General features: G+C 71.1%; 18 protein-coding genes and 1 tRNA gene. 11 read left to right on the top strand and 8 right to left on the bottom strand.

All coding sequences use genetic code 11. The annotated features are described in order from the left end of the window. Positions 1 to 516, top strand: a complete 516-nt coding sequence (locus BS80_RS29735; RefSeq protein WP_035803851.1) for a universal stress protein — start codon at positions 1 to 3, stop codon at positions 514 to 516. A gap of 40 nt (positions 517 to 556) precedes the next feature. Beyond that, positions 557 to 922, top strand: coding sequence for a DUF1304 domain-containing protein (locus BS80_RS29740; RefSeq protein ID WP_035803853.1), 366 nt, complete (start codon positions 557 to 559; stop codon positions 920 to 922). On the opposite strand, the gene BS80_RS29745 is transcribed toward BS80_RS29740, so the two are convergent. The 4 genes from BS80_RS29745 to BS80_RS43190 all read right to left on the bottom strand — a co-directional run bounded on the left by BS80_RS29745 (position 916) and on the right by BS80_RS43190 (position 6,155). Further along, positions 916 to 1,998, bottom strand: a complete 1,083-nt coding sequence (locus BS80_RS29745; RefSeq protein WP_051967356.1) for a lactonase family protein — start codon at positions 1,996 to 1,998, stop codon at positions 916 to 918. The two genes, BS80_RS29740 and BS80_RS29745, sit on opposite strands and share 7 nt — an antisense overlap. Beyond that, positions 1,995 to 4,094, bottom strand: coding sequence for an alpha-L-fucosidase (locus BS80_RS29750; RefSeq protein WP_083975537.1), 2,100 nt, complete (start codon positions 4,092 to 4,094; stop codon positions 1,995 to 1,997). Before BS80_RS29750 ends, BS80_RS29745 begins: the two co-directional genes overlap by 4 nt. Before the next feature lie 502 nt (positions 4,095 to 4,596). After that, entirely contained in the window at positions 4,597 to 5,835 is a 1,239-nt protein-coding gene (locus BS80_RS29755; protein WP_035803855.1) for an RNA polymerase sigma factor, read from the bottom strand. Then, a complete protein-coding gene (locus tag BS80_RS43190) occupies positions 5,832 to 6,155 on the bottom strand; it encodes a YciI family protein (RefSeq protein WP_035803857.1) in 324 nt (107 codons plus the stop codon). Before BS80_RS43190 ends, BS80_RS29755 begins: the two co-directional genes overlap by 4 nt. Before the next feature lie 205 nt (positions 6,156 to 6,360). On the opposite strand from BS80_RS43190, the gene BS80_RS29765 reads away from it, so the two are divergent. Then, positions 6,361 to 6,924, top strand: a complete 564-nt coding sequence (locus BS80_RS29765; RefSeq protein ID WP_157536667.1) for a hypothetical protein — start codon at positions 6,361 to 6,363, stop codon at positions 6,922 to 6,924. Between the two features lie 39 nt (positions 6,925 to 6,963). Here the strand turns inward: BS80_RS29765 and BS80_RS29770 are convergent, their stop codons facing one another. Next, positions 6,964 to 7,278 carry a hypothetical protein gene (locus tag BS80_RS29770; RefSeq protein WP_035803861.1) on the bottom strand — a complete coding sequence of 105 codons (315 nt, stop codon included), beginning with the start codon at positions 7,276 to 7,278 and terminating at the stop codon, positions 6,964 to 6,966. A gap of 123 nt (positions 7,279 to 7,401) precedes the next feature. Between BS80_RS29770 and BS80_RS29775 the strand changes: the two genes are divergently transcribed. Then, a complete protein-coding gene (locus BS80_RS29775) occupies positions 7,402 to 7,764 on the top strand; it encodes an MDR/zinc-dependent alcohol dehydrogenase-like family protein (protein ID WP_035803863.1) in 363 nt (120 codons plus the stop codon). A gap of 146 nt (positions 7,765 to 7,910) precedes the next feature. Beyond that, complete coding sequence (locus BS80_RS29780; RefSeq protein WP_035803865.1) at positions 7,911 to 8,198, top strand: hypothetical protein; 288 nt, start codon at positions 7,911 to 7,913, stop codon at positions 8,196 to 8,198. Positions 8,199 to 8,492: 294 nt separating this feature from the next. Here BS80_RS29780 and BS80_RS29785 read toward each other — a convergent pair whose 3' ends face one another. Next, the gene (locus BS80_RS29785; RefSeq protein WP_035804309.1) at positions 8,493 to 8,924 is read right to left on the bottom strand and encodes a DUF6228 family protein; all 432 of its coding nucleotides are present in this window, start codon (positions 8,922 to 8,924) and stop codon (positions 8,493 to 8,495) included. Between the two features lie 218 nt (positions 8,925 to 9,142). Here BS80_RS29785 and thpR point away from each other — a divergent pair, with 218 nt between their 5' ends. The 6 genes from thpR (at position 9,143) to BS80_RS29810 (ending at position 12,768) form a co-directional block, all read left to right on the top strand. Next, complete coding sequence (gene thpR / locus BS80_RS29790) at positions 9,143 to 9,751, top strand: RNA 2',3'-cyclic phosphodiesterase (RefSeq protein ID WP_035803866.1); 609 nt, start codon at positions 9,143 to 9,145, stop codon at positions 9,749 to 9,751. 236 nt (positions 9,752 to 9,987) lie between these two features. Beyond that, positions 9,988 to 10,329 (top strand): hypothetical protein, encoded by a 342-nt coding sequence (locus tag BS80_RS41240; protein ID WP_035803869.1) that lies wholly within the window; start codon positions 9,988 to 9,990, stop codon positions 10,327 to 10,329. Positions 10,330 to 10,546: 217 nt separating this feature from the next. Then, a tRNA-Gln gene (locus BS80_RS41245) sits at positions 10,547 to 10,635 on the top strand. A 525-nt stretch (positions 10,636 to 11,160) separates the two neighbouring features. After that, a complete protein-coding gene (locus BS80_RS29800; protein WP_035803870.1) occupies positions 11,161 to 11,625 on the top strand; it encodes a hypothetical protein in 465 nt (154 codons plus the stop codon). Positions 11,626 to 11,875: 250 nt separating this feature from the next. Beyond that, on the top strand, positions 11,876 to 12,379 hold the full coding sequence (locus BS80_RS29805) for a hypothetical protein (protein ID WP_035803872.1): 504 nt from the start codon (positions 11,876 to 11,878) through the stop codon (positions 12,377 to 12,379). Further along, positions 12,376 to 12,768 (top strand): transcriptional regulator, encoded by a 393-nt coding sequence (locus tag BS80_RS29810; protein ID WP_083975539.1) that lies wholly within the window; start codon positions 12,376 to 12,378, stop codon positions 12,766 to 12,768. Before BS80_RS29805 ends, BS80_RS29810 begins: the two co-directional genes overlap by 4 nt. A 109-nt stretch (positions 12,769 to 12,877) precedes the next feature. On the opposite strand, the gene BS80_RS29815 is transcribed toward BS80_RS29810, so the two are convergent. Together BS80_RS29815 and BS80_RS29820 are read right to left on the bottom strand one after the other, a co-directional pair. Continuing rightward, complete coding sequence (locus BS80_RS29815; protein ID WP_035804313.1) at positions 12,878 to 13,573, bottom strand: alpha/beta hydrolase; 696 nt, start codon at positions 13,571 to 13,573, stop codon at positions 12,878 to 12,880. A gap of 523 nt (positions 13,574 to 14,096) precedes the next feature. Next, the gene (locus BS80_RS29820; RefSeq protein WP_157536668.1) at positions 14,097 to 14,909 is read right to left on the bottom strand and encodes a DUF6193 family natural product biosynthesis protein; all 813 of its coding nucleotides are present in this window, start codon (positions 14,907 to 14,909) and stop codon (positions 14,097 to 14,099) included. Between the last annotated feature and the right edge of the window lie 41 nt (positions 14,910 to 14,950).

Consider the following 14,950-nt stretch of genomic DNA (forward strand, 5'->3'; position numbering starts at 1 on the left):
GTGGCCGTCGTCGTGTGGATCACCGAGGGCACCTGGCCCGCCTGTGTCGAAGCCGCCCGCGCGCACGCCCCGCAGGGCAGCGAGATCGCCCTGCTGCACGTCACCGGCACCGAGGTGCCCGCTCTGGCGCACGGTGCGTTCGCCGGCCTGCTCGGGCGCGGCCACCCGAAGGGGCAGCACCCGGCCGCGGGCTGGGGGAGCGACCCGGGCACCCGCCTGGAGGGCCTGGCCGCCGACGCCGCCCGGCAGTTGCTCCAGGCCGCCGCCGAGATGCTGGGACGGCCGTGCGTCCAGTGGGCGCGGACCGGCCGGATCGAGCGCGAGGTGGTGGCCGCCGCCGGGGGAGCCGAGCTGCTCGTGCTCGCCCGGGACGGCGACCGCACCCATCTCGGGCCCCACAGCCTCGGCCCCGCAGGGCGCTTCGTGGTCGACCACGCCCCGTGCCCCGTCCTGCTGGTCTGGCCCGGAGCGGCACCTGTCGGCCCACCCCCGCCGCCACCCGCGCGTCACCTGTAGGGCGGTGACAGCCGCCGCCGATCCGTGTGATCATGCTGCCATGTCGATCGCCGCAACTACGGTGGTGCTGCTCATCGCCGCGCTGCACGTGTACATCCTGGTCCTGGAGATGTTCCTGTGGACCACGCCGAGGGCCCGGGCGTCCTTCGGAACCACCGCCGAGTTCGCCACCGCGACGAAGGCGCTGGCGGCCAACCAGGGCCTGTACAACGGGTTCCTCGCCGCCGGTCTGCTGTGGGGAGCGGTGGCTTCCAACCCGGTCGGCTTCCAGGCGAAGGTGTTCTTCCTGGGCTGCGTGGCGGTGGCCGGCGTGTACGGCGCGGCCACCGCCAGCCGCAGGATCCTCTTCGTCCAGACCGTTCCGGCGCTGATCGGCCTCGCCCTGGTCCTGGCGGCCCGTTACTGACCGACGGGCAGGACCGAGGTGGGCTCGGTGACCCCCAGGGGCGCTCCGGCTGGGGTCAGGGTCCCGGTGGACGGGTCGCGGTGGAAGGCCGTGAGGGTGTCGGAGCCCTGGTTGGCGCAGAACAGCAGCCGGCCGTCCGGGCTGAGGGCGATGTCGCGGGGCCAGGCTCCGCCACAGGAGACGGTGTTGAGTAACTCGACGGACGCGCCCTCGTCGTGCACGGCGTGCACGGCGATCGCGTCGTCACCGCGGTTGGTTGTGTAGAGGAAACGGCCGTCCGACGACAGCCGGACGGCCGCCGCGTCGTTGGTTGTCGGCGCGGTCGGGTCCTGTCGCGTGGTGAGCTCGGCGGTGGGTTCGAGGGCGCCCCGGAGCGGGTCCCAGGTGCAGACGGTGAGGGTGGACGAGAGCTCGCCCAGGACGTAGACGTGATGGTCCGACGGGTGGAACGCGAGGTGCCGGGGGCCGCTGCCGGAGGGCAGCTGGACCACCTGGTGCTCGCTGAGCAGGCCGGTGGCCGGATCGAAGGCGTAGACGTAGACCCGGTCGGTCCCGAGGTCGGTGCAGAGCAGGAACCGGCCGTCCGGGGAGGGTGCGGCCATGTGGGCGTGCGCCGAGTCACGCAGCTCGCTGTGGGTCTCCCGGCCCGGATGGCGGATGATCTGCACCGGTCCGTCGGTGCGGACCATCCCGTCGGCGTCGGTGGGGATGACCGAGAGAACGCCGTCGCCGTAGTGGGCCGCGAAGACGTGGGAACCGCTCGGGTGGACGGCGACATGGCACGGCCCGGCGCCGCCGCTGGCAGCCGTGGCCGACGGGCCCTGGAATCCGGTGCCGGAGTCGATCCGCAGGGACAGCACCCGTCCGGCCTGCTGTTCCAGCACGGTGTGCAGAACCGCACGCCCAGGGTCGACCGCCGCATAGGACGGACGGTCGACCGGTAGGGTGCTGACGAGGCTCATGGCGCCCTGGCCGTCGTAGTGAACGGTGCACAGGCCGGCCCCGGGGGCGCGGGCGGGGGCGGCGCTGCCGATGATCAACGAGCCGCCGGTCGTCGTGGTCCCGGGGTGGTTCAAGGGGAATCCTGCTCTCTGCTGGCCGGGTTGCCGTCGACGGCGTTGGCCGCCGCCAGCGAGTCGTTCTCGTCGGGGGAGGAGCTCGCGGGTCGGCCGAGCGCGAGGTCGGCGCCGGAGAGGGACGGGTCGAGGAACGGGCGGTCGTAGACCTCCAGTGTGCGGATCGAGGCCCAGGTGCTGGAGTCCAGACCGCCGGTGACGGTCACTCGGACGTAGCGGGTCTGGGCGGTGAAGGTCAGGGCCTGGACCTGGGCGGTGGTGGTGTTCGCGCTCTGGTCGGCGAGGGTCGTCCAGGTGGAGCCGTCGGTGGAGCCGTCGATCCGGAAGCGGTAGGCCTTGGCGGGTTGCTCCCAGGCGATCCGCGCTCCGGTGACCGGGTGCACCGAGCCGAGGTCGACCTGGAGCCAGTGGCCGGTGTTGCCGTCGGTCGCGCACCAGCGGGTGGAGGTGTCGCCGTCCACCGCGTTGGCGGCCAGGTTCCCGTGCGCGATCTCCACGCTGTCGGACGTGGCCGGGCGGCCTTGGGCGATGTCGGTGGGGACCACCGGGCGGTCGAGCACGATCGCCACGACGGTGTCGTCGGGGTAGCGGGTGCGGTCGATGCCGGTGACGGTGGCGCTGTTCCCGCCGGTCGCACTGAAGGCGAGCGCGCTCTTGGAGACCACGTCGTACACCGCGGTGACCTTCGCGTCGCCCAGGGACGGTGTGGTGAAGCTGGAGCCGCCGCTGTAGCCGGCCAGCAGGTGCGCGTAGACGGTCCGGTTGGTGAAGGTGAACCCGTACTGGCCGTCCACCGGGTTCCACGGGCCGCCGCGGGTGCTGTAGAGCGCCTCGTGGTTGGCGCTCATGAAGCCGCCGAGCTGGCGCAGCACCGCCGCCTGCTTGCTCGGGACGGTGCCGGTCGCGTCCGGGCCGACGTTGACGATCACGCACATGTCGCGGACGAAGGCGTTGACGAGTACGGCCAGGGCCGAGGAGAAGGACATCGAACTGTTGCTGCCGTTGTACCCCCAGGCGCCGCCCAGGCTGAAGGCCTTCTGGACCAGGCGGCCGGACTTGATCGGCCCGGTCGACAGGTAGCCCCCCTCCTCGATGTCGTAGTCGCCCACCCACCCCGAACGCGAGTTGGCCGCGGAGTCCGGCTGATGCCGGCGCACCAGGCCGGTGAGGCCCAGCGGCTTGCCGGTGCCCGTCTCGTTCTCGCCGTAGGCGGCGTCCACCTGCCAGCCGTTGCCGGAGTCCCGGTACTGCCCGGGCTCCCAGAAGAACGATCCCTGTGCGTCGGTGCCCTGCTGCGCAAGCCAGCCGCCGTCCCACCAGATGTCCACCGCGCCGTAGTTGGTGACCAGCTCCTTCACGGACTGGTACACCTCGTTCTTCATGATCCGGGCGTTCTCGTGGTAGTCGAGGCCGGCCGGGTCGGGGCCCTCGTAGTTCCACGGGTAGAGGCTGTTCGGCAGCACGCAGTCGGAGGTCAGCGCGGGGCTCGGTGGCTTCGAGCCGGACACGTCGTAGTAGCCGGGGTAGCGCCAGTCGATCGGCGAGTAGTAGAGCCCGACCCGCAGACCGGCCGCGCGCACCGCGTTCACGTAGCCCTTGACGAAGTCCGTGCCCGCCGGGAACGGGGTGTCACCGGCGGTCCAGGCGTTGGGGTGCCCGCTGGGCCACAGGGCGAAGCCCTCGTGATGACGCGTCGTCAGAACCACGTGCCCGGCACCGAGATCACCCGCCAGTTGGGCCCACGCGGTGGGGTCGAAGGACTGCGACTGGGTGGCGAAGGAAGCGGCCCACTGGGCCCGGTAGGCGGTCGGCTGGACCTTCGAGCTGAACTGGTACCACTCGCCCTGGGCCGCCGCGGAGTAGACACCCCAGTGGATGAACATGGACAGCTTGTTGTCGCGCATCCACTGGATCTTGCTGTCCGGCTGCTGCCAGACTCCCTGGTCCAACTGCGGGACGCGTAACGGGACGAGGGGGAGCGGGTCCCCCTCGACGACCGCGGCTCCGGCCGGCGAACCGACCGCCCCGACGGTGGTGGCGACGGTCGCGACTGCCAGACCGGTGAGCACGCTTCTGCGACTGATGGACCGTGACATGGAGGCTCCGATCGTCCTGGGACGCTCAGGGGGTGGGGTCTGCGGGTCAGGTACATGTATCGCGGCCGTTGCGGTGGTGTGTCAAGACGCGTGGCGCCGATTAACCCGATGTTTGGCGGCATGCGCCGTCGCTGACATTACTCTGTAGGCGTCGATTCGACGGTCTTCGACAGTGCGTTCCGACGGGAGAATAGCCAGGTGGAACGGCCACTTGTTGCCTGGCTCGCCGATCGATGGAGGGTCGGCCGGAGCTCCGGCGGTTCGACGTCACCTGGCGGGATGATTCGCGGTGGAACACATACATCGGATCGATCTGACCCGTGCTGATGTCGCCTGGTCTTGACGCGGCTCGGGAAACCGCGTTTCCTGGGTTGCCGGACGAGGGCGCCCCGCAGGTCCACGCCGTGCTCAGCTGGGGATCCTCGGGAGGCGGGATCGGGGGTGCTCGTACGATAGCCACGCCGGGTGAACCGTGTGGGTCCTCCGCGAGGCCTCTCCTTCACTACCCGGTGCGGGACCGGTCGCGGCGGCGCCGGAGGGCCGCGATCTCGGCGGCGTTGCCCGTCAGCTCGATGGCCCGGTCGTACGCCGCGCGCGACTCCTCGCCGCGTCCCAGCCTGCGCAGCAGGTCGGCCCGGGTCGCCTGGTAGGCGTGGTAGCCGGCGAGGGTGTCCGCGAGGCGGTCGACGGCGCCCAGCGCGACCTGCGGCCCGTCGAGTTCGGCGACGGCGACGGCCCGGTTGAGGGCGACGATCGGCGAGGGGTCCAGGCGCAGGAGCTGGTCGTAGAGGGCGAGGATCTGCCTCCAGTCGGTGGAGCGTGCGTCGTGGGCGGAGGTGTGCACGGCGTTGATCGCCGCGAGGAGCTGGTAGCGGCCCGGCGCGGCGCCGGCGGCCAGGCGCTCGCGGACCAGGCGGTGGCCCTCGGCGATCAGCGTGCGGTCCCAGGCGGTGCGGTCCTGTTCGTCCAGGGCGATCAGTTCGCCGCCCGGTGAGAGCCGGGCGGCCCGGCGGGCCTCGATCAGCAGCATCAGCGCCAGCAGCCCGGCCGCCTCGCCGTCCTGCGGCAGCAGGGCACGGACCAGGCGGGTGAGCCGGATCGCCTCCGCGGTCAGCTCGTTGCGCACCGGGTCGGTGCCGGGACCACTGGCCAAGTACCCCTCGTTGAAGACCAGGTAGAGAACGGCCAGGACACCCGACACCCGGGCCGGGAGATCGTCGGCGGACGGCAGCCGGTAGGGGATCCGCGCCAGCTTGATCTTGGCCTTCGCACGGGTGATCCGCCGGCCCATGGCGCTCTCCTGCACCAGGAACGCGCGCGCGATCTCGGCCACGCTCAGACCGGCGACCATGCGCAGGGTCAGTGCCACCCGGCTCTCCATGGCCAGCGCCGGGTGACAGCAGGTGAAGATCAGCCGCAGCCGCTCGTCGTCGACGGCGCCGAGCGGCTCGCCGGGGCCGTCGTCGTACAGGAGCTGCGCCTCCTTCTGCTTGCCGCCGCGTTTGTTCTCGCGCCGGATCGAGTCGATCGCCTTGCGGGTGGCGGTGGTGGTCAGCCAGGCGCCGGGGGCGGGCGGTACGCCGTCGGTGGGCCAGCGCTGGACGGCCGTGGCGAACGCCTCGGCCGCTGCCTCCTCGGCGAGATCGAGGTCGCCGAAGCGCCTGGTCAGGGCGCCGACCACACGCGCCCACTCCTCACGGTGGGCGCGGGTGATCGCCGCGGGGACATCGACGCTGTTCACAGGAACGGCCGGACCTCGATCTTCCGGTTGCAGGCCTTCGACCCCTCGGTCGCCAGCGCGAGCGCGACATCGAGGTCGGGCGCCTCGATGATCCAGAAGCCGATGAGGTACTCCTTGGACTCCACGAAGGGCCCGTCGGTGACCAGCGGCTGCCCGCCGCGGTTGTCGATCACCGTGGCCGTGTCGGGCCCGCCGAGGCCGCCGGCGAAGACCCAGTGGCCCTCGGCCTGCAGCCGGCTGTTGAACACGTCGATCGCCGCGCCCTCCTCGTCGGTGGCGAGCTCGGTGGAGTTGGTGATCACGGAAACCAGGTACTGCATGGCGGTTCATCTCCTGTGCCTCGGGGACGCCCCTGGCGGGCGGCCTCTCACCCGTACGACGAATACCGGTGCCCCGATCCGACACCGGTGCCCGGATTTTCTTCCACGGATCCCCGGAGGCTGAGAAGGCTCGCCCGCCGCCGTGCCGACGCGGTTCAACCACCCTCCCTAGTGACTAAGGTTTGGCTAAGCTAATATCGCCGCTGTGAGCGCAAACACTCCCCACACCACCGGCGCGTACGCCGCCGCGTCTTCATGGCAGCGGCCGTTGTACAGCGCCAGCGCCGTGTGCGTCGGCTGGTATGCCCTGATCCTCGCCTCGCTTCACGCCCACCCCGGCGCAGGAGTGCGCGACGCCGCGCTGGCGCTGCACCTGCTGAGCCTGGCCCTGGGCTTCGGCGCCGTGCTGGCGGTGGACGCCATGGGCCTGGCGGTCCTGCTGGGGTGGGCGCGGGTGGAGAGGCTGCTGGCCTTCTCGGCGCGCGCGGACCGGCTGATCTGGGGCGGCTTCGTCGGGCTGGCCGTCTCCGGCGTGTGGCTGCGTCCGGACTTCTCGAGCGGGTGGACGGCGGTCAATTTCGTCGCGGTTCTGGTGGCGGCGCTCAACGGTGTCTTCGCGCACGCGCTGCGCACCGGCGTCCCGCCGCAGCTGCGGACGCGGCCCTGGCACGACTTGCCTCCGTCGCTGTTGTGGCGCGGTTGCGCGGCGGCGCTCGTCTCCCAGGCGGCGTGGTGGACCTCGATCCTGGTCGGCAGCCTGACCAGCTGAGACCAGGTAGTGCTCGGTCGGGGCCGGCCACGTCCTCCGTCAGGCCTCGAACGAGGAGACCACGGTGAGGCTGATCGAACGGCCCAGGCGCAAGCCCGATTCGCGGAGACCGGCGCTCCGTGCCAGCAGCACGTGGTGAGTGCCGGGCGGCACGTCGAGGAGCAGCGGGGCGCTGCCGACCCCGGCCCACCAGCGGAGTCGCACCTGATGGGTCCCGGGCGCGACCGGGAATTCCACGCGCGTTCCGACCCGGATCCTGCCCGCCACCGCGCCGTCGATCAGCACCCTGAGGGTGGACAGCGATCCGTCCCGCTCCACCATGCGGTAGAGGCTGATGATCCCGTAGGCGGACACGCGCGGACTCCTCGCTGTGGACTTCTTCCCCGGCGCCGGCGACACACCGGGCATGCCATTATCCGGCCACCCCTTGAGGGTGAAGGTCCATCAGGAAACCCAGCGCCACGAGTGCGTCATGAGATGCGTGAGGTGGCGCTCGGCGCGAACCTCGCCCTGGACCTGGCCGTCCTGCGTACGCGTGGCACGATCTCGACCTACGCCAACGACGGCGGCATGCCGGTCGAACTGAACGTCCTGCAGAACATGGTGCTCAACGCACACTTCCAGTTCCTGACCCTCTACCTGGCCGGCCCCGAGGCACGCGCCGCGGCCGCCCTGGACGTCGGCGCCGCAGTGCGCGACGGCGCGCTGCCGGTCGGCGAGGAGTACGGCCTGCCGCTGCTCGGCTTCCCCCTCGACCGCACCGCCGACGCGCACCGCGCGGTCGAGAGCGGCACGGTCGGCAAGGTCCTGGTGGACGTGGACGTGGACGTCACGGCCTGACGTCCAGTCGGCCACCGCGCGCCGAGGTGTAGTTCGTCGGCTGACAGAATGTCGACTCCGGCAGACGTTCGGCCCGGTGAACCTTCCGCACCGGCCCGCGTCTTCCCTCGCGACCGCCAGTCACCACACACCCAGGAGAACAGAACATGGCCGACAAGGACGTTGAGCAGACCGACGAGCGGGGTCACGTCCAGGGCCCCTGGTGGGCGGAGCTCGGAACATGGGGAGCCGTCGCACTGATCGCCTTCGGGGCAGTCGCGGCAGCCTGGGTCTCGTTCAGGCTCCCCGGCACCCCGGAGGAACTGGCAGGGGGCTACTACCAGGCCGCCAAGGTCGTCGCCATCGGCCTGGTGACCGTGGGATGCACGCTGCTGAACCGCCGTCGCACCCGGGCCGCAGCCACCGAGGAGACGAGCGAGCAGGAACGCGTCTGACGCCACCGGCCGGTGCGTGACGTCGCTGGGCACGCAGCTCAGGTCTCGATCTCACAGAGCGTCAACAGACCACAGCAGTTGGGCTGGAACCCGTTGTCAGCTCTTCAACCGGGCGCCTCCCGGAGTGTGACGACGCCGGTTTGAGTATGACCTGGCCCACGAGGTCAGTGGTGCTCTCCAGCAGCGCGTGCGCCCGGGGCGCACCGACTCCTACCGCCTCGCCATCACCCGAGCCGGCGCCGACAATATGCCGTTGGCTGAGAATGCGCTCGGGACGGCCCGACTGTTGATGACCTACTCTTCGCGCAGGAATTCCCGCAGGTCGGCGGCTACGGCTGTCATCCCTTCGCCGGCCTCGATCACGGTCGTCACGGTGCAGTGCCAGTCGCCGGGGAAGAAGCCGGATCGCAGGGTCCAGCCCAGATACACATGACCACCCGAGCCGAACGTCGCCGTCACGGCCAGGTGGTTATTGACCCAGGTTCGCTCGCCCTCCCAACCACGGAAGTCGCGTGCGAGGCCGTCGAAGAACTCGCTCATGCCGTCCCAGACGGTCACGGTCACGGTCTCAACCCGCGCACGCACACCGTCATCTATGGCCTCGACAGCGAAGTTGACCTCGCACTCCGCCCGAGACCAATCGAACAACCGGACAGCGGGCGCCGACGCCCCTGACCCCTGAACGACGAGCTCGACCTGCCCTGGAACCATCTCGATCAGACTCACCAGCGAAGGATACGGACGCCACCAAGTCGACGTCACCGCCATTTCTCAGACGCGGGAACCGCTGCTACTTCTCATCCGGTGCATCGGCATGCCGTCGTGCGGAGTCTGCTGTCCGTCGCTGCGCCCGTCCTGTTCGCTGCGGCTGCCGTCGGGTGGGGCCTGTCGGGCCTGTTGGGACCGGGAGGTGGGGGAAGTCGGCGGGGTGTTAGAAATGCCTCGTGGACGATCACTGCGAGCCTTCCAAGCTGCGTGTCTTTGTGGCGCTGGCGCCGCCCGACGACGCCAAGGAGGAACTGGCCCAGGCCCTGTGGTCCGCAAGCGCCGGCTCCCCGCAGTTGCGGTGGAACCGGATCGAGGACTGGCACATCACCGTGGCCTTCCTCGGTGAGCTGTCCTCCACCGCGGTGCCCTTGCTGCGCTCGGTGCTGGCCGACACGGCGGCCTCGCATCCGGCCCTCCAGCTGGGGCTGCGCGGTGCGGGCCACTTCGACGGGCGGTTGCTGTGGAGCGGGGTGGACGGGGACCTGGAGGGTCTGCAGCGGCTGGCCGCCGATGTCCGGGACCAGGTCGCCTCCTGCGGGATCGCCTTCAGGGACCGCCCGCTGTACCCCCACCTGACGCTGGCCCGCGCCCGTCGCGGCGACCCGGCCAGTGTGCCGCAGACGGCGGCCGGACTGGCCGGCTTCGTGGGCCGCGCGTGGCGGGCCGAGCGTCTGCATCTGGTCGGCGGAGCCATCGGCCATGGCCCGGGGCCTGTCCGGTACCGCGACATCGAGGCCTGGCGTTTGGCCACCCCGGTCCGCTCCGGGTCCGAGTCCGGGTCCTGACCGACGCCGAGCCCGAGGTCGCCGACGTCCCGAACCGGCTCCGACCGCGGTTCCGCAGAATCCTTCGACTCGGTTGTTCCGAGCGGGCGCGGCCGTCAGGACGGCACCGTTACCGAGAGCAGCAGGGCGACGGCTACGCTCCTGGCGTCCCGCGTCCCGCGTCCCGCGTCCCGGCGGCCGTAGCCAGTTGATGGTTGGGGGTGCCGTGACGGCTCGGGGCACGCCAGACTGACGCCATGATGATCTCTGCTCGGCCCAGCCGGCCTCTGCTGCGGTTCTGGACGACGGCTCGCGCCAACTTCTACGCCGATGACGTGGTGGCCCGGTGGACCGCGCGGGCAGCCTGGCTGCTGGTGACCGCCACAGCGTGGATGGTGCTGATGGTCACGGTGGTCTGGGGGGCGATGGTGGCTGGCGCACAGTCCGGCCCGCTGGCCGTCCTGGCGGTGGGCCTGGCCTTCGCGGTGCCGGTCGTGTCCATCGTCGCCGTGACGTCCGGTCCGAGGGCCCGGATGGGGGCGCCGGCGCTGACCGCGCTGGTGATGGGCGCCGTGCTGCTCGGGTTCTTGCTGAGCTGACTGAACTGACTGAGCCGACCTGGACCGGCGGGGGGCGTCGTGAAGCGTCCGGTCGCCTCGGCCCTGAGCGAGCCGTCGCTCGTCCGATGGGGTGGCTCGGTAGGTGTCAGAGCGGTGTCAGAGGCTGGTCAGGGTGGTGGTGGATAGTCATGGGTGTCGGAAGGGCCGCGGAGTTCGGGGCCGGTCCGATGAAGTACCGCCTCGGTAGGCGGTGCTGGGAGAGGTGCCCGGAGTGGTTGATCGGGGGCCGGGGCTCTGGTTCCGGTCGGGTTCACGCCCACGCAGGTTCGAATCCTGCCTTCTCCGCCTGGACGAACTGACTCCGCCGAACCGGCCCGCGGGCATCGAGGCCCCCCATCCGACCAGCAACCGGTCGGAGCCCCTCGATCCCCGTCACTACGGTGTCGGCTCTGCCCGCGGCTGACGGCCCGGGTGGCCCGATCGAGGGCCCGGTCATTCTCGGAGCCGCCTGTCCGGCCCGCCAGTCCGGCCTGCCTCGCCTGTCCGGCCGTGACCCCTCGTGCACGCCGTCCTCGCCCGCTCCGGAATCTCTTCGAAACCACCTGCAACCTCCGGCAGGGATGGACGTCTATGAGAGTGAAGGCACGGAGAGCGGGACCAGCGCGATGGGGGGACCAGCCGGGCGCCTTCACCCACCTCACCATCGGCACAACCTCGTGAAGAGGCGCGCCGTATGAACGCCCGTTATCTACGGTTTTACGAAGAACATCCATACCCGATGCACGTGCCACCGCCGTTGCGACCGTGACGCCGCGCAGCACGCTGCCCGTGCCGAGCGGCCGCAGGCCGGCCCGTACTCGATTCACGTCTTTGGAGGACGCCATCAACCGCATCGTCAAGCGGACCGCTGTGCTCGCCGCTGCCGCCGCCTTCTCGCTCGGCGCGCTCGCCGTTTCGAGCGCCACCGCCGCCCCGCAGGGCGCGCAGACCGCGCAGACCGCGCAGGCACCCGACAACGTCTACCCGGTTCCGAACCTGAACTACTGCCACGCGGTGATGAACACCGACTGGCAGCCCACCCGCCAGGTCCAGGTCGCCGTGAACGCCGACAACCCGACCGGGGTGGCGGTCACGTGTACGGCTCAGCTCTACACCTACCAGACGGGCCCGACCGGGCCGAGCTACACCGTCGCCAACGGTGCCGGCGCGCAGGGCGGCTGGGTCGCCGACAGCACCGCCGGCAGCTACAACTACGTCTGCGTCAGCGAGATGGACATCAACCTGGCCTCGAACCACCTGGCGGCCAGCTACGCAGGCTGCGGCCTCCTGTACTGAACGGCGCCGCGCCGGTAGCAGAACTGAGCCGCCCCGCCCGCACAGCACCACGCGGGCGGGGCGGCCGCTGCAGCACCTCGCCGCCATGCGGGCCTGCGCCCGGGAAGGCTGATCGTGGCCCTGGCTTGGCGGGGGCTTGCTACGCCTCCACAGCGCTGCCGTCCGCCACCCCGTGGGCGTGTCTACTTGCCTCGCAGGAAAGTACGCACTACTTTCTCCATAGGAAAGTACTCGCCTGAGGAGGAACGCCATGAGTACCCCCAGCCCCGCCGAAGCCCGGGACGCCCTGGCCCGCGTCCGCGAGGTCCGCCTCGACACGGCCGGCTCACTCCGCACCCCCTGGTGGCTGTGGGCCGCGCTCGGCGCCGTCCTGGCCCTGGTCACTGCGGCCGAGGACTTCGGCTCCGCCGTCCAGGAGGCTGCCTCCCTCGGGCTCGGCGCCCTCACCGTCGCCTGGGCTGTCGCCGGACGCCGCAGCCCGCGCGTGGCCGCCGCCTCCGGTGCCCTGCACCGCAGCGCCCTGCCCGGCTACGCCTGGCTGCCCGTCCTCCTGATCGGCCTCGCCTTCGGTACCCTCCGGTTCTTCGCCGAACCACCCGTGCACCGCGCGCTCACCGGCTCCGGCATGCCCGCCTGGATCCACGACCACCCCTCCACCACCACCGCCCTCCCGTACGCCGTCCTCAGTGTCGCCGTGGGCCTGCTGATAAACGTGGTGCTGCGCCGGATGGCCCATCGTGCAGCGGCCCGATGAGCGTGAGCGGCCAGGGCGCCGACGCCGCGCCCGATGCTGTCCCCGACGCCGTCGGCGGCCTGGAACAACTCCTCCTGGACCCCACCAGGCTCACCATCGTGGCGCTGGTGTCCGCCACCACCTGGTGCGAGTTCGCCTTCGTCCGCGACCACGCCCGGCTGAGCGACTCGGCGCTGTCCAAGCAACTCACCACCCTCGGCAACGCCGAGCTCGTCGAGATCCGCAAGGGCCACGTCGGCAAGCGCCCCCGCACCTGGGTACGGGCCACCACCGCCGGCCGCGAACGGCTGCGCGCCCACCTGGCCACGCTCCAACAGATCGCCGACCGCGCCGAGCATGCCGCCGCGGCCCGCCCCGACGCCGATGCGCAGCCGCCTCACACCGGCTGAATCGGCCCACCGGATGGCCCCGACGCTGTCCTGACGCGCGAACACTCCGCGACCCGGAGACCGTCAGTTCCTCGGCGTCCGTCTGCCGTCGCCGTCGCCGTCGCTGCCGTCAGAGGCTCAGCAACAGGTCGCGGACCGCTGCGGGCCGGGACAGGAACGGGTGGTGGCCGGCGTCGAGTTCGACGACGTTGCCGGCCCGGCGGGCGAACTCGCGCTGCAGCCGCGCCGGGGTTCCCCGGTCCTGGGTGCAGACGAGGTACGTCGAGGGCAGCTGCTGCCAGGCGGCCGCCCCGACCGGCTGCGCGGTCACTTGGACGCTCTGCCGTGCGAGATGGTCCGCCGCCTTCGCCTGGATGTCGCGGTCGCAGTCCTGCAGGAACGTGTCCACGAGCAGCTCGGGGCGCACCCCGAACGTGCCGGCGTCGAGGTCGACATCGAGGAACGGGGCGGGGCTGCCGTCCCCGAACTCCGACAGGCTCTGCCCGACCTCGGGCAGGTAGCTGGAGACCAGCAGCAGGTGGCGCACCGACCCGATCCCCGCAGCGGCCTCCGCGGTGACGATGCCGCCGTAGCTGTGGGCGACCACGACAGTCGGCTCGTCGCCGGCCCGCAACACCTGCCGCACCGCAGCAACATCCTCGGGTAGCCCGGGCCCGCCGACACCACTGGGCGGCCCCGCCTCGCCGCAGCTCGGCAGCGCCGGGGCCACGCTCGCCACCCCCCGCTCCCGCAGCAACTCGGCGGTGCGGTGCCACCACCACGACCCGTCCCGCACGCACGCCCCGTGCACGAACACGACCCTCATCGCCACCTCCACGTCGGCCACTCCCGGAAAGCGCAGACCTGCGATCACAGGCTGGCACGCACGCGACCTCGACCGCGAGCGGATCGCGCGAGGACGCACGCAGGCGTGCTCAGGCACTTGGCCGTTCCCCACGGTGCCGCGATGTTGCCTGTCACCTGTCGCCCGTCGAGCTCATTTGGCAAGCGGTCAGGGGACCGCCACCCAGCCGGCTTGGTCGCTCCGGACCCGGTTCCGCCGGGCCAGGAGGCGTTCACCCGGACCCACGAGCGACTCGCCGCCGCGCGCGGCGACGGGTGCCGCCGAGGACCGCGTCGGCTCGGTGCTGCGTGCGTTGTTGCGGCCGCCTCTCTACCAGGGGCGGTACACGGAGTGCCTGGGCACCGTCTACACCGCCGTCTACCGACCGGCGGAGGGCCGGGTGACTTACCACTGGCCGGATGCGGCCTGGGAGCAGTCCTTCGCCGAGTTCGAGCCGGGTATCCGCAGCGTCGATATCGGCCTGCCTGACCGACCGCTGTTGAGGCTACGCGGGATATGGGACAGCGTCATCAGGCAGGCCATCCAGAATCACTGCGACGGCCGCCGCTGCACCGTCCACCTCCTGTACTCGACCTTCGGCGAACGTCACCTCGAAGCGGCCGTTGCCGAGCGGCCTGGTCCTCGGAAGGTCCTTGCAAATGGGCGGTGCGGCCCGGCGGCTAAAGGTGAGCCAGTACATGGCCTTGCCGGGCGACAGGGCCCGCAGGCGCGGCTGTGCGAAGGCGGCCTCGACGAGGGCCCGCCAGTCGGGCTCCTGTCTGCGTTCGGCGTACAGCTCGGCGGCCTGGCGCATCATCTGCCACCGTGCCGGCACGGCCTCGCCCCGCTCGTGGGCTTCGGCCAGCTCCCAGGTCCTCAGGAATGCCCACTGCGCGACGAGTTCGCGCACTCGGGATCCCTGGTGCCAGGAGTGCATCGCACCGGCGGCCTCGGACAGGTCCTGCGTGCTGCCCGAGACCATGTGGATGCCGTGCGCCCAGCAGTCGACCAAGAAGGTGCGCTCGCTGCTGGCCATCAGGACATTCGCCGAGCGGCCGTCGGCTTCTGTCGTCGCGGCCACATAGCGCCAGCCCGGTGAGGACGTCAGCTCGACCGTGAGCCCACGGTTCGCACGATCGACCACCGCCTGGAGAGCATTCTGCAGCGATCCCGCTTTCACCACCTCGGGATAGAGGGCGGCGTACTCGTGCATGGGATGGGCGGCATCGGTCGGCGCCACATCTGGAAGCGGCTCCTCGTACACGTGAAAGGGATTGGCGACTCTGGCGGGTGTCACACCTGGAAGCTGGTCGGACATACGGTCGAGTCTGCCAGAGCAGCCTGCCACCGCAGCCCACT

Origin of the sequence: Kitasatospora mediocidica KCTC 9733 (genome assembly GCF_000744225.1) — a bacterium.
Lineage (GTDB): Bacteria > Actinomycetota > Actinomycetes > Streptomycetales > Streptomycetaceae > Kitasatospora > Kitasatospora mediocidica.